Here is a 13,335-nt window from a genome sequence, read left to right as displayed (position 1 = left end):
GATGATCCTCGAAGCGGTTTTCGAGGAGTGAGATTGAGGAACACACATGTTTACAGCTACAAACGTGTTGACACCGGAGTTTATCGAGCAGCCGCTTGATAAGTTGTGGTCACTGATCTCGCCATTGTATATGGTGGACGAGTCTCAATGGCTAGAGCAATTATTGCCGCTAGCGACGCCGACAGAGGAAGAAAAATCGGCGATCACTATCCAAACGACCCAACTTATCGAAGCGATTCGTGCCGATAAGAAGTCAATCCAGATGATTGATGCCCTGCTGCTGGAATACAGCTTAGATACACAAGAAGGTATCTTGTTGATGTGTCTTGCAGAAGCATTAATGCGTATCCCTGATTCTGCGACTGCTGATGCGTTGATCAAAGACAAGCTAAGTGTTGCGGACTGGAAATCTCACCTGAAAAATTCAGACTCTGTTTTCGTTAACGCGTCAACATGGGGTCTTATGCTGACGGGTAAAGTGGTTGGTCTTGGTGAAAAAGGCAGCCAGAGCCCAAGTCAGGCTGTAAACCGTCTGGTGAACAAATTCTCTGAACCTGTGATTCGTAAAGCCATGTATCAGGCGATGAAGATCATGGGTCATCAGTTTGTTCGTGGCCGCACAATTGAAGAAGCGCAAAAAAATGGTCGCCCGATGCGCGACAAAGGTTTCACTTACTCATTTGATATGTTGGGTGAAGCGGCGCTGACTACAGCTGACGCGAATAAATACTTCAAAGATTACCTAATGGCTATCGAAGCGGTTGGTCGAGAGACTTACGGCAGCGATACCAGCCCAGCACCTTCTATTTCTATTAAGCTTTCTGCATTGCACCCACGCTATGAAGTTGCAAATGAAGAGCGTGTCATGACCGAGTTGTACGACTCGTTAATGCAATTGCTAAAACGTGCGATTGAAGTGGATGTAGCGATTACGATTGATGCAGAAGAAGCCGATCGTCTTGAGCTTTCTTTAAAACTATTTGAGAAAGTCTACCGCAGCGACCTAGTGAAAGGCTGGGGCAAGTTTGGTCTGGTAATTCAGGCGTACTCGAAGCGTGCTCTTCCTGTATTGGTATGGATAAATGCGCTAGCGAAAGAGCAGGGCGATCTTATCCCACTACGTTTGGTTAAAGGCGCTTACTGGGACAGCGAAATTAAATGGTCACAGCAAGCTGGCTACGATAATTACCCAGTTTACACTCGTAAAGAAGCGACAGACGTTGCCTACCTAGCTTGTGCTCGATTCCTATTGAGTGACGGCGTACGTGGCAATATCTTCCCGCAGTTTGCGAGTCACAACGCGCACACTGTGACGGCAATTGCAGTCATGGCGCAGCACAAAGATTATGAGTTCCAGCGCCTGCACGGCATGGGTGACTCACTTTACAACCATGTGATGGCTAAATACGGCCAGCCAGTGCGTATCTACGCGCCAGTTGGTAGCCATGCTGACCTGCTTCCTTATCTGGTTCGCCGTCTGTTAGAAAATGGTGCAAACAGCTCGTTTGTACACCGTTTGGTCGACGCTCGTTGCCCTATCTACGAGTTAACGCATCACCCTGTGGATGTGCTGACTGGTTTTGATACGTTGAACAACGACAAGATTCCATTGCCATCGGGTATTTTCCCAGAGCGCAAGAACTCTTATGGCGTAAACGTGGATATCGAAAGTGAAGCTAAACCATTTGAGACCCAAGTTGAAAGCTTCCTGAACAACACATGGACAGCTGGTCCTGTGATCAATGGTGAGTCTTTCGCTGAAAGCATGATCAAGGATAACGCTGCAGAGATCGTTACTGCGCCATACGATCGTCGTATCGAAGCAGGTAAAGTCGCTTTTGCTACGCTTGATCATGTGTCCTCTGCAATTCAAGCGGCTCAAAGTGCTTTCCCTGCGTGGAAAGATACGGCGATTGAGCAGAAAGCTCAGTGCTTAGACTCACTTGCTGATTTGATGGAAGAGAATCTTGCTGAGTTGGTGGCGATTTGTCACAAGGAAGCAGGTAAGACGATTCACGATAGCATCGACGAAGTTCGCGAAGCGGTGGATTTCTGTCGTTACTACGCGAAGCAAGCTCAAAATCTAAAACCATTCGAGCTAGAAGGCTTTGACGGCGTTAAACGTATTTCGAGCCGTGAAGGTTTGGGTGTGTTTGTTTGTATCAGCCCATGGAACTTCCCTCTGGCGATTTTCCTTGGTCAGGTCACAGCAGCACTTGTTGCTGGTAACACAGTGGTAGCGAAACCGGCTGAACAAACCAGCTTGATTGCAGCGCGTGCAATTGAACTGATGCTGGAAGCAGGCTTCCCAGCAGGTGTTATTCAGTTGCTTCCTGGTCGCGGTGGTGAAATCGGTCATGCACTGACTTCTCACGATGCGATTGCTGGTGTGGCATTTACCGGTTCGACAGCAACTGCACAGCGTATCAACGTGACATTGGCAGAGCGCACAGCGAAACCTGTTCCGTTTATCGCAGAAACAGGCGGTCAGAACGCGATGATCGTCGACAGTACGGCGCTGCCAGAACAGGTTGTACGTGATGTTATTCGTTCTGCGTTTGCATCAGCTGGTCAACGTTGTTCTGCACTACGTGTACTGTTTGTGCAGGAAGACGTTGCGGATCGAATCATCACGCTTATCCAAGGTGCGATGAATGAGCTAAAAGTTGGCTTACCGTATCTGCATGAAACCGATGTTGGTCCGGTTATCGACCAAAATGCGAAGCAGAAACTTCAGGCTCACATTGAGCAAATGAGCAAAACTCAGAAGAAAGTGGCTGAGTTGAACCTTAACGAAGCGTGTCAGTACGGTGATTTTGTATCACCAAGTGCGTTTGAAATCTCAGGCATTGATGTGCTGAAAGAAGAGCAATTTGGCCCAATTCTACACATTGTTCGCTTTAAAGCGTCTGAATTACCAAACGTTGTTGAGCAAATCAACCAAACGGGTTTTGGTCTGACCATGGGTATCCATAGTCGTAACGAAACCACTTACCGTTGGATTGAAAAACACGCTCGTGTTGGTAACTGCTACATCAACCGAGATCAAGTTGGTGCCGTAGTAGGTGTTCAACCTTTTGGTGGTCAAGGCTTGTCTGGTACTGGCCCTAAAGCTGGTGGTCCTCACTACTTGTACCGCTTTACTCAACCTGTTCTTGCTCAACAAATAGTTGCTCAAGCAGAGAACGCATAAGGAGTCGCATTATGGTTCATCAGATCACATATTTTAAAGATGCATTTTCTGCGTGGGAACAGTGGAATCTGACCGATTTTGATTACAAATGCGAGCACGCGCTGGCATTTAAATCTGCACTAGAAGGGCACAATGCCACAGTAGCAAAAGTGGTTTCATACCATTTGCAACAGGCGTCAGCACTTCTTGCAGAAACTCATCAGTTAGTAGGGCCTACTGGTGAAACTAACGAGCTGTATGCTGCAGGTCGTGGCGTAGCTTTGGTGATTTGTGAAAACAACACCGAAAATACGACTAACGCGTTATACAGTGCATTTGCAATGATCACCTGTGCCTTAATTGCTGGTAACAGTGTTGTGATTTGCAGCGACAATATCGAGCTAAACCAACTGGTGACAAAAGCGGTATCGTCGACGAACCTCCCATCTAACTTAGTCCAGGTAGTTGCGTACGACGCCTCAGCACCGTTGCTAGAGAGTGATGTACGTAGTGTGGGTTATGTTGGGCATTCTAAGGTTGAGCACGCGCTCAATCTTCAACTGGCTAAGCGCGATGGTGCCATCGTCGGCTTAGTTTCTGAAACGGATTTAGAGTCACCGAAATTGGCTCATGATCCTCATCTGTCGTTACGCTTTATTACTGAGCGTACTCGAACGATAAATATTACCGCGGTGGGTGGTAACGCAACTCTACTCGAGCTGGGGAACGAAACTCACTAACCTGACTTGTGACACCAATTTGGAATAGCTCCCCTGAGAACCGTTTCAGGTTGGTGTCTCTTGCTTTGCTGTATTGCTGAGATGGCAAAATATCAAAGAAGACAAGGAAGGAAATAATTATAACGAGGACTATCTAATGATAGAAAATAGCATTGCTATCACGTCCACTTTTGTGGCGTATTTATTAATCATGGTTGCCATTGGCGTTATTGCGTATAAGAGGACTGCCAACTCATCTGATTACTTCCTAGGTGGCCGTAGCCTAGGTCCGTGGCCTGCTGCGTTATCTGCAGGTGCTTCAGACATGAGTGGCTGGCTGCTACTTGGTCTACCAGGTTACGCTTATGCTGCGGGTATCGAGGCATTTTGGCTAGCAGGTGGTCTGCTGGTTGGTACATGGGCGAACTGGTTAATCAGTGCAAAACGTCTACGTACTTACAGTATCCAGACTGACGCGCTGACATTGCCAGAGTTCCTGTCACGTCGTTTCAACGACAAATCAAAACTGATCCAGACAATCTCTGCGTTTTTCATTCTTCTATTTTTCCTTTTCTACACCAGCTCTGGCTTGGTAGCAGGGGGCAAACTGTTTGAAACAGTATTTGGTCTAGATTACACCTATGCGGTTATTATTGGCACGGTGTGTGTGGTTTCTTACACACTATTCGGTGGCTTCCTGGCGGTATCTTGGACAGACTTGGTGCAAGGCCTGCTAATGGCTGCAGCACTGATGATCGTGCCTGTTGCAGTGATGGACGGTGGATTAGGCCAGCTTTCATCAGATATGCATAACATCAACCCTGAACTACTGACGCTTTGGCGTGATGTGAAAGGTGAGCCACTATCGGCTATCGCGATCATCTCTCTGGCAGCTTGGGGTCTGGGTTACTTCGGTCAGCCTCACATCCTGGCGCGTTTTAAAGCGACTCGTTCAAACAAAGATTTGACGACTGCACGCCGTATCGCAGTTGGTTGGACAGCGCTTTCAATGGCGGGTGCAATGCTTGTAGGTCTTGTTGGCCTTGTATGGGTTGGCGATCACTCTGGTGTTCAACTAGAAGATGGAGAGAAAATCTTCATGCTACTGGTTAACACGGTATTCCACCCAGTTATCGCAGGTATCCTGCTTGCAGCGATTCTTGCAGCGGTAATGAGTACAGCAGACTCTCAGCTTCTTGTTTCTTCTTCAGCACTAGCAGAAGATTTCTACAAGCAAGTATTTAAACCAGGCGCATCTTCAGAAGAAATCGTAATGGTTGGCCGTGTAGGCGTGATCGTGATTTCTTTGCTTGCTCTATTCTTGGCAATGACACCAGACAGCTCAGTACTAGGACTTGTATCTTACGCTTGGGCAGGCTTTGGTGCCGCATTTGGCCCAGCAGTAGTACTTAGCCTTTACTGGAGTGGTATGAACCGTAACGGCGCGCTTGCAGGTATTCTGGTTGGTGGTGTGACTATCGTTCTATGGAAACAGCTATCAGGCGGTTGGTTCGATGTTTACGAAATCGTACCGGGAATCATCTTCTCTACACTGGCTATCGTTGTAGTAAGTAAAATGACTGGTGGTGCTGCGCACGACGTATTGGAGCAACACAAGTCATACAAACAGAAATTGATTGATTTGGACTAATTTCTAGTCACAGATAAAACCAATAAAGCTCGCTTCAAAGCGGGCTTTATTTTTGCCTGAATTTTGCAAATGTACACCCAGACATTCTCACCGTACTTTTACTCTTCCTTCCTTTTATGCTTTGAGAACTCCTCCTCAAACGGCAACCGTATTTTTCCTTTTCTAGGGCATTCGCTGACATCTTGATAGTAATTTAGGACGCAGCATAAAGGCTCTATATCATTGAATAAAAAGTGAAAGTTAGTACTAAATATGTAGTTAACCGCGTGAATTTTCCACTTAAAGTAGCGTTAATTGGGGGATTTCTAACAGTTAGCTTTAGGAATGGTTTTAAAAATAGTGATATTCAACAATTGGTTATGTGTGTTTCATCAAGTTCTGACAGTAATTGGCATTAAATTTCACAAAATAACAACAAAAATTGACATCTGAGCAATGTCTCAATTTTATAAATACATTACCCTGTTTTTTGGAGGTAGGACACAAAACTCAAAAGGGTATTTTTTAATGTGGAATTATTTTGAACAAAATATGTCAATTATCAGTAGCACAGAAAAAATTGGGAGAAAAAGAAATGCCGGATATTTATTGCTCAGCTTGTAGAAAGTCGACTCAACATAAGGTCATCATGAGACGTTGTGAGTCGCAGCCAGTTGAAACCTTGACTGGCAAAGTTCTGAGCTTTACACAGTTGATGGCGAAGTTCGTTTCGGGTGAACATTATTATGAGATGGAACCTCAGTATTTTTGTCGTCGTTGTAATCACCGCGCGATTGGCGAAGTGGTGTCACATCCGACAAGACAAACGTCTGCAATCATGTAGTTGAGTCGATGGTTTTTCGTTAAAGTGCGCTGACCCTAAATGCGAGTCGAACAGTAATAGCGAGTACATTTAGGTGCTAGAGTTTTGTGACTTTGTTAAACGGTGATGTAGAGCTCTTGGCTCGCTCAAACGGTTTAAATAAGTTGCAGCCTCTATCTCTCTGTTGTTTCTTTGAATCTGGCTCAATACGTGTGTTTCAAAGTCATGTTCCTTTGTTTTATGCATCGACAAATCGTGCGCAATCCGTGTTGCTCTCCCAAGCATGAACACAATGTCTCTCATCCATCTTCAGGCTTTTTCTTCGGCTTTTTCCCCTACGCTACTTTTTAGTTAACCTGAGCTAAAATGAGAGATTCACCGTGATTGGTATCAATGACGGTGAGCTGGTGGGCATTGGCGTCTGCTTTTTATGCGTATCCAATACAAAAACAAAGCTGGTTTCACACGTTAGTCATTTGCCAGTTTGCAAATGCCTTACTAACGATTATGGTGAGCCTCCATATGATATGACTAGGGTGTGGTTGATGAGTTATCAATTGGACAGGATTGACCTGCATATTTTGAGAGTGCTTCATTCACGAGGCCGAATTCCAGTTGTTGAACTAGCAAAGCAGATAAATCTAACGACGTCGCCTTGTTCTGATCGGGTTAAAAGACTAGAAAAAGAAGGCTATATCAATGGCTATCATGCGGAGCTGAATGCAGAAAAATTGGGTCTGGACGTGCAAGTGTTCATTCACATTCGTTTAGATCAAACCAGCTTCTCGATATTTGAGAAATTTGCCAAGGCGGTTGAGTTGATGCCTGAAATCGAGGAGTGTTATTCGCTCTCCGGGGATTTCGATACCATGATTAAAGTTCGCGTCAAAAGCATGAAAGCGTATCAGGAATTTATGTCGAGCAAACTTGGTACCCTGCCGGGAGTAATTCAGACACGCAGTGAAGTGGTCATAGAAGAACATAAAACCGGATTTGGTGTGAACCCTGAGCTGTTGGGTTAAGCTTAATCTGATGCAATCAAAAAAGGAGCCATTTGGCTCCTTTGTCAATTGTGCTCAGAATATTAGCTGATCAGAAGCTGATGAAGGTTGTAATCACACCAATTACGCCGCCAAAAACACCACCCCAAACGACAAGCCAGCCCAAGTGCTCTTTAATCATTTTCTGCACCATCTCTTTCACTAAGGCTGGTGTCAGTTCGCTGAGGCGCTGATCGATAATGCTTTCGATGTTTTGTTTGATCTCATCCATCATAGCAGGTGATTCAAACTGTTCTTTCAGCGCCTCTTTTACTGAGTCGCTTTGGCTTAGCTCAACTAAGGATTCTTGCATCTTCTCTACAAAGGGTTGTTTCATTGGCTGAAGCGCTTCTGAACCGCCAAACATCGCCAGCATTCCACCAAACTGAGAGCCTTCGATCACCTCCACCAAAGAATCAAAAGCAGGATTGAAATCCACCTTATTAATCACAGGTTGAAGGTTGATGCTCGCACCGCCCGCCATCTCTTTATTCAAGAATCGGTCAATATTAGCTTCAGTAAAGAACTGCTCCATCATCAGGTTCTTGATGGCGAGTTTGAATTCTTCAAATCGTGCCGGAATAACACCAGAACCGTATAACCCGGGTACTTTTTCAAACAGCATATGGATGGCTAACCAGTTGGTGATAGCTCCAGAAAAGGCAAATAAACCTGCATACCAAAGATAGTTGTTTTGAAGTTGATGGCCAGCACCCATCAATATGATTGCGAGGACATTCGTTAACAAACTTTTGTTCATAGTGACCAGTTATGTAAGAAATTAGCAGTGAATTAAGTGGCGTGATTTTATACCTAAATAACCTCGAGATGCTAGATTCAGCGGGGAGGACTTGGTTCTAGGATGTGGAAATGATTTGAAGATTTATTAGAGAGATAGAAAAATAAAACCCGACAATCATTGTCGGGTCACTGCTTTTTCTTAGAAAATCGGTTCTTCTCCGCTTAGGTGAGCTTGATATTTGGGTAAAAAGTTGAGTGGGTATCAGGAACCGATGTTTGTCTGATCTTCAACTTAAAATAATCTGTATCTCTTACTCCTCTGGCTCTTCGTCTGAGTAACCCTATAGATACATTGCCAGCCTCAACCCGAGCGTTGGTCAGCTTGTATTTTGCGTAGTTACAGATACCTACTTTTCTTTCTAATATTGAGTCTGCAAAGCTGCTTAGTGACATTATCCGAGTTGACTTTGCTAGACGGCACCAAGCTTCAAGAGCGGCTGTCATGGTCTCGTAACAAGGCTCATCCCATATCGCTTGTAGCTGCTCTTTTAGCATATAAATCACGCACAACGTCTTGTTACTCTCAAGTAAATCGTCGAGTCTGTCAGACTGCTTGTCATCCAATTTCTGTGCATTTTTCAGTAGGAGGAAGAGTGTGCCTTTAAGCATCCTTTTCTCATCGTGCGAGCCAATCCTAAAAGCTTTCGCTCTCTCTTTTCTGATTAAAATGCAGTAGTTTTGCATCACATGGAATCGGTCAAAAACGATGTCTGCATGAGGTAACATTTTTCTTACCGCTGATTGGTAAGCTTGCCCCATATCCATTGATACCGCTTTAATTCCAGCCTTTGTTTCCTCTGATAGTTGCTCGAAAAATGAGATAAGGACTTCTGCTTTTCGTCCATGTTCTACCCAAATTAAATGACCAGAAACAAGGTCGTAAACGACGGTCATATAATCGTGTCGTTTAGCTCTAGCTACTTCATCAACGCCAATGTGGAGTAAGTTCTTTAGTTTCTCGGGTTCTAAAGCTGGCAGGCTTGAACGCAAGTATTCTCTATCGATGTTTTTGACTGTTTCCCACCGAATACCTAAATGCTGAGACACGGCATGTATGCTCATGTGGCGGCATAATCCACTGATAAACTTGCAAAAGCGAGCGGTATAGCGACCTCCTTTAGAGACATAGTCAGTATCTTCAATTAGCCGTCTTCCGTCTTTATCTCTGGTTTTAGCCAGTTCAACTTCTATCGTGCATGGCCGTCCGCTAACAGGCAGATCCTGAAGTCGTCTTTTGACATAGTGGTCTACGGTGCAGGTTGCACCTGTGATTGGATCTTTGACCTTATATCTTCGGTCTCGACGGCAACGAACGAAAACTGATTGGGACACTTCTTCTATTGAACAAGATTCGACACACTGACCTTTAAAGCAAAACAACGAGGAATACAAAGACGACAAAATACACTACAAACTTATAATAAAAATAAGCATTATAAATCATGTGATTATGATAGGTTCATTGATGTTGTTTGACTCATGAAAGCGGAGAAGAGCCGAAAATCTAAGTGTCATTTTTGTATTTTTAGATGCGGTAGATCTTACAACAAAGTTGGCATTTCCATCTTTCTGAGTAGCCAAATAGCTTGTCAGTCCAACTCGGTTTAAGTTGTACGATCTGCATTGAACCACATTTACACATAAGCCAATTACCTTATTATCAGTTTAATCACCTGCGACCACTTATCGTGGTTTGGGTAGAACCAGCCGTCTGTTGAGTATAGCTGGTTATCAAAACGTAGCTTGATAAATGATCCAGTCAGACACTCTGTAAGGTGTTCATCGCTGTGGATACGCAATGAGCCAAGATAGTAGCAGAATAGTACGGCTTTTATCGTGTCATGTTGTTTCATATCCGAGAATCTATATGCTCTCTATGGTTATCCTTACTCTAGATAATGCGAAAAGCACAGCTGCCTTTGGCTCTTTTGTCATCAGTCCTGTCTCCATATCTTCAATTTGTGGTGATCGGTCTTTTCTTTGAAAATATCTTGTTTCGCCATTTTATTTGCTGAATTTATATTCACATTTTAAGGTTTTTTATTTTGCGCTGTCTGTTTGTGATTTCTGATGTTTAAAGCAATTTTGATAATGAATCTTGCATATCTTTAAGCTAACTCTGTGTAATTGGCTATAATTTGAGTTCGTAACACTGATTTTTTCGATTTGTAACCCGTGTAACACAAAAAATTAAGCCTGTAAGGTGGTAATTATTTTTTCTGAGTTTATGGGGTTTAGCAGTAAATTTTCCTTTTGGGAGGATGAAATAATCGTGAAAACAGTAAAACCTTACGTAACAATGTATTTACAATCTCCTCATTCTAGTGAGAAGGAATGTATCGGATGCTATTACACGAATCAGTACCCCAATTTGCAAATGGGAACGAAGAAAGCACACAAAGTGCTCTGCGCCATACCGCAAACTGCGTAGTGATGGTGCCACCTAAAGAATTTCGCTTTAACGAAGAAACTGCGAGAGACAACGAGTTTCAGAATCAGGTGTCACTCAGCCAGAAAGAAGTTTCTCAAAAAACCATGGCTGAATTTGCTGCGATGGTAGCAACCTTGCGTCAGGAAGGTGTTCAGGTGGTGGAGTTTGATTATCCTCTGTCAGATGTTGCGACGCCAGATGCGGTATTCCCGAATAACTGGTTCAGTACAACGTGTGATGGGACCTTATATACGTTCCCGATGGCGTGTGAAAACCGTCAGAAAGAAGTTCGTCCAGACGCTCTTGTCGCCGCGTTAGCGAAAGCGGGACGAGAGGTGTCACAGCAAGCTAGCTTAACCGAATACGTTAACGATCAGGCGTATCTGGAAAGTACTGGTGTGATGATTTTTGATCATTTTAACAAGACAGTTTATGCGGCACTTTCTCAGCGCTGTGATCGCTTGGTTCTGGAAGATTATGCAAATCGTATTGGCTACGATCGCGTGATTTCTTTCCAAACACGCTTGCCTTCTGGCTCACCGATTTACCATACCAATGTAATGATGGCGGTAGGTGAACAGTTCTGTGTTATCTGTGACGAAGTAATCCCTGAGTTCGAGCGTCGCTTTGTGCTGAAATCACTGGCGAAAGACAAGCAAGTGATCTCGATTTCGATTGAGCAGATGAATCAGTTCTGCGGCAACATCCTTCAACTGGAAACCGTGAATGGTGACAAGGTGATTGCGATGTCTCAATCGGCATACGATGCGTTTTCACCAGCACAAAGAAACCAGTTAGCGACGCACGGTAAATTACTACCGTTTGATGTGACGACAATCGAATCTATCGGTGGTGGTTCTGTTCGCTGTATGCTGGGTGAAGTCTTTTTGCCAAGCCGTCAAGCTATGCTGTAAGTACTTACTAACTAATTTATCTCTAAACGTTTCGCCAATCCTTTTGAAGGGTTGGCGAAACTGTTTCTATCTGCCACATATTCTTTGGTGTACAGGTTAATTTGGTAATAAAAAAGGGCGAACAGAAAATAGTTCGCCCTTTGCATTGATATTCAGAGAATGTTATTGCTGCGTTGAACTCATCGCATCCTCGATCGTTTTCGTCATATCAAACGTCGAGCCACCTTGCGTTGGAGGGTATTCAACGAGGCTCTTCACATGCTCTTGTACCATCTCACTCACAGGCGCAAGCAGCCATGAGATTTTCTGAGCTAAGTGACCGTTTGCATCGATTGAATCATAGCTTTCGAATGGATCGGCGCGTAAGTTGTACACTTTAGGTTTGTTAAGTGTGACTAGGTTGTCGTAGTAATGTTCTGCAACGGCGAAGTGGAACTTCCAAGGCCCGACACGCACAGCTGACAGCTGACCTTCGAAGTAGTAAAAAATGGATTTACGAGCAGAGTGATCAGATTCTCCTTTCCAATACGCTAAGTTATCAACACCGTCGATGTACTGTTTCTTCTCTTTGATCATTTTTTCGTTAACATCCTTGACCCCAGCGGCCGACGCTAACGTGGTAAAGAGATCCTGATGTCCTTGAATACCGTTCAAAACTTGTCCCGCAGGAATCGCTGCAGGCCATTTAACCATTGTCGGTACTCTTACCCCACCTTCATAGGTGGTCATTTTTTCACCGCGGAATGGTGTTGTACCGCCGTGTGGCCACGATGAATGTTCAGGGCCGTTATCTGTTGAGTAGATAATAATGGTGTTCTCGGTTAAGCCCCTTTTGTCTAACTCGGCCAGTAAATATCCAATGTCGGCATCGTGTTGCAACATGCCGCTGCCATAATAGTCATATTCACTGGTGTACTTCTCAGCTGCGTAGCGCCACTTGTCATCTAAGCGTGTATACAAGTGCATACGACTGGTGTTGATCCAAGTAAAGAATGGCTTTTCGTCTTCCATGGACTTGTCGATAAACTTGATCGCCGCCGGGAGCATTTCCTCGCGGTCAAAATTCTTCATCCGTTCATTACCCAGAGGGCCAGTATCGGTGCATTTTTGTTTGCCGATCTCTCCGAATCTAGGTTCAACGGTTTTGTCTTCTTTCTCCGTTGCATAGCAATGAAGGACGCCACGAGTTCCAAATTTTTTCGCATACTCTTCAACCGAGCCAGAGTATTCTTTAGCAAAATTTTGGTAGTCCCTTTGTTCGTGTTCTTCTTGAGTATTTAAGTGATACAAATTGCCAAAGAACTCATCAAAGCCGTGGACGGTTGGCAAGGCAAAATTATGGTCACCAAGGTGGTTCTTACCAAACTGTCCTGTCGCGTAACCCGCTTGTTTTAAAACTTCGGCTAAAGAAGGGGACTCTTTTTTGAGGCCTAATTCACCACCGGGAAACTGTACGGTAGTCATCCCCGAACGAATTGGGTATTGACCGGTAATAAATGCCGCTCGACCCGCGGTAGAACTCGGTTGGGCGTAGTGATCGGTAAACATGATGCCTTCGTTGGCGATACTGTCGATGTTCGGTGTTTTGTATCCCATCGTACCCATGCCATACGCACTGACGTTTTGCCAACCAATATCATCACCAAAAATGACCACAATGTTTGGCTTGTCTGCCGCTAGAGCCGTCACAGGTAATGCAGCCCCTATCATTGCTGCAACTGTTTTGATTTTCATAGATAAATTTCCATATGCTACTGACTGTCTAAGTCAGTATAGTGCAAGGATTTTATTCGGTTTCAGTTTGA

At 44.4% G+C, this 13,335-nt stretch carries 10 protein-coding genes; 6 read left to right on the top strand and 4 right to left on the bottom strand.

Annotation, left to right across the window (positions count from 1 at the left end; all coding sequences use genetic code 11):
* Nucleotides 1-46: 46 nt before the first annotated feature.
* The 5 genes from putA (at nt 47) to L9Q40_RS13860 (ending at nt 7,366) form a co-directional block, all read left to right on the top strand.
* The gene (putA, locus tag L9Q40_RS13880; RefSeq protein ID WP_020335027.1) at nt 47-3,193 is read left to right on the top strand and encodes a bifunctional proline dehydrogenase/L-glutamate gamma-semialdehyde dehydrogenase PutA; all 3,147 of its coding nucleotides are present in this window, start codon (nt 47-49) and stop codon (nt 3,191-3,193) included.
* Between the two features lie 11 nt (nt 3,194-3,204).
* The gene (locus L9Q40_RS13875; protein WP_020335026.1) at nt 3,205-3,912 is read left to right on the top strand and encodes a 1-pyrroline-5-carboxylate dehydrogenase; all 708 of its coding nucleotides are present in this window, start codon (nt 3,205-3,207) and stop codon (nt 3,910-3,912) included.
* A gap of 136 nt (nt 3,913-4,048) precedes the next feature.
* Entirely contained in the window at nt 4,049-5,542 is a 1,494-nt protein-coding gene (putP, locus tag L9Q40_RS13870; RefSeq protein WP_498793636.1) for a sodium/proline symporter PutP, read from the top strand.
* A 574-nt stretch (nt 5,543-6,116) separates the two neighbouring features.
* Complete coding sequence (locus L9Q40_RS13865) at nt 6,117-6,365, top strand: hypothetical protein (RefSeq protein WP_014235099.1); 249 nt, start codon at nt 6,117-6,119, stop codon at nt 6,363-6,365.
* Between the two features lie 524 nt (nt 6,366-6,889).
* Nucleotides 6,890-7,366 (top strand): Lrp/AsnC family transcriptional regulator, encoded by a 477-nt coding sequence (locus L9Q40_RS13860; protein WP_006740877.1) that lies wholly within the window; start codon nt 6,890-6,892, stop codon nt 7,364-7,366.
* 70 nt (nt 7,367-7,436) lie between these two features.
* Here the strand turns inward: L9Q40_RS13860 and L9Q40_RS13855 are convergent, their stop codons facing one another.
* From L9Q40_RS13855 to L9Q40_RS13845, 3 genes are all read right to left on the bottom strand, one after another.
* On the bottom strand, nt 7,437-8,144 hold the full coding sequence (locus L9Q40_RS13855; protein WP_065300603.1) for a DUF445 domain-containing protein: 708 nt from the start codon (nt 8,142-8,144) through the stop codon (nt 7,437-7,439).
* A gap of 203 nt (nt 8,145-8,347) precedes the next feature.
* Nucleotides 8,348-9,586 (bottom strand): ISL3 family transposase, encoded by a 1,239-nt coding sequence (locus L9Q40_RS13850; RefSeq protein ID WP_498791601.1) that lies wholly within the window; start codon nt 9,584-9,586, stop codon nt 8,348-8,350.
* Nucleotides 9,587-9,834: 248 nt separating this feature from the next.
* Complete coding sequence (locus L9Q40_RS13845) at nt 9,835-10,038, bottom strand: hypothetical protein (protein ID WP_155760037.1); 204 nt, start codon at nt 10,036-10,038, stop codon at nt 9,835-9,837.
* A gap of 490 nt (nt 10,039-10,528) precedes the next feature.
* Between L9Q40_RS13845 and L9Q40_RS13840 the strand changes: the two genes are divergently transcribed.
* Nucleotides 10,529-11,530 carry an arginine deiminase-related protein gene (locus tag L9Q40_RS13840; protein WP_014235096.1) on the top strand — a complete coding sequence of 334 codons (1,002 nt, stop codon included), beginning with the start codon at nt 10,529-10,531 and terminating at the stop codon, nt 11,528-11,530.
* Nucleotides 11,531-11,692: 162 nt separating this feature from the next.
* Here L9Q40_RS13840 and L9Q40_RS13835 read toward each other — a convergent pair whose 3' ends face one another.
* Nucleotides 11,693-13,264: an arylsulfatase gene (locus L9Q40_RS13835; RefSeq protein ID WP_498793634.1), complete on the bottom strand. Its 1,572-nt coding sequence runs from the start codon at nt 13,262-13,264 to the stop codon at nt 11,693-11,695.
* Nucleotides 13,265-13,335 lie beyond the last annotated feature (71 nt).

This window comes from Allocatenococcus thiocycli, assembly GCF_921292965.1.
In the GTDB taxonomy this organism is placed as follows: Bacteria; Pseudomonadota; Gammaproteobacteria; order Enterobacterales; family Vibrionaceae; genus Vibrio; species Vibrio natriegens.
The sequence above is the reverse complement of the archived record's forward strand: the minus strand, read 5'-3'. Positions and strand labels throughout refer to the sequence as shown.

Coding starts and splice junctions, on each gene's coding strand:
- putA (WP_020335027.1), top strand. CDS start 47: ATGTTTACAGCTACAAACGTGTTGACACCGGAGTTTATCGAGCAGCCG.
- L9Q40_RS13875 (WP_020335026.1), top strand. CDS start 3,205: ATGGTTCATCAGATCACATATTTTAAAGATGCATTTTCTGCGTGGGAA.
- putP (WP_498793636.1), top strand. CDS start 4,049: ATGATAGAAAATAGCATTGCTATCACGTCCACTTTTGTGGCGTATTTA.
- L9Q40_RS13865 (WP_014235099.1), top strand. CDS start 6,117: ATGCCGGATATTTATTGCTCAGCTTGTAGAAAGTCGACTCAACATAAG.
- L9Q40_RS13860 (WP_006740877.1), top strand. CDS start 6,890: ATGAGTTATCAATTGGACAGGATTGACCTGCATATTTTGAGAGTGCTT.
- L9Q40_RS13855 (WP_065300603.1), bottom strand. CDS start 8,144: ATGAACAAAAGTTTGTTAACGAATGTCCTCGCAATCATATTGATGGGT.
- L9Q40_RS13845 (WP_155760037.1), bottom strand. CDS start 10,038: ATGAAACAACATGACACGATAAAAGCCGTACTATTCTGCTACTATCTT.
- L9Q40_RS13840 (WP_014235096.1), top strand. CDS start 10,529: ATGCTATTACACGAATCAGTACCCCAATTTGCAAATGGGAACGAAGAA.
- L9Q40_RS13835 (WP_498793634.1), bottom strand. CDS start 13,264: ATGAAAATCAAAACAGTTGCAGCAATGATAGGGGCTGCATTACCTGTG.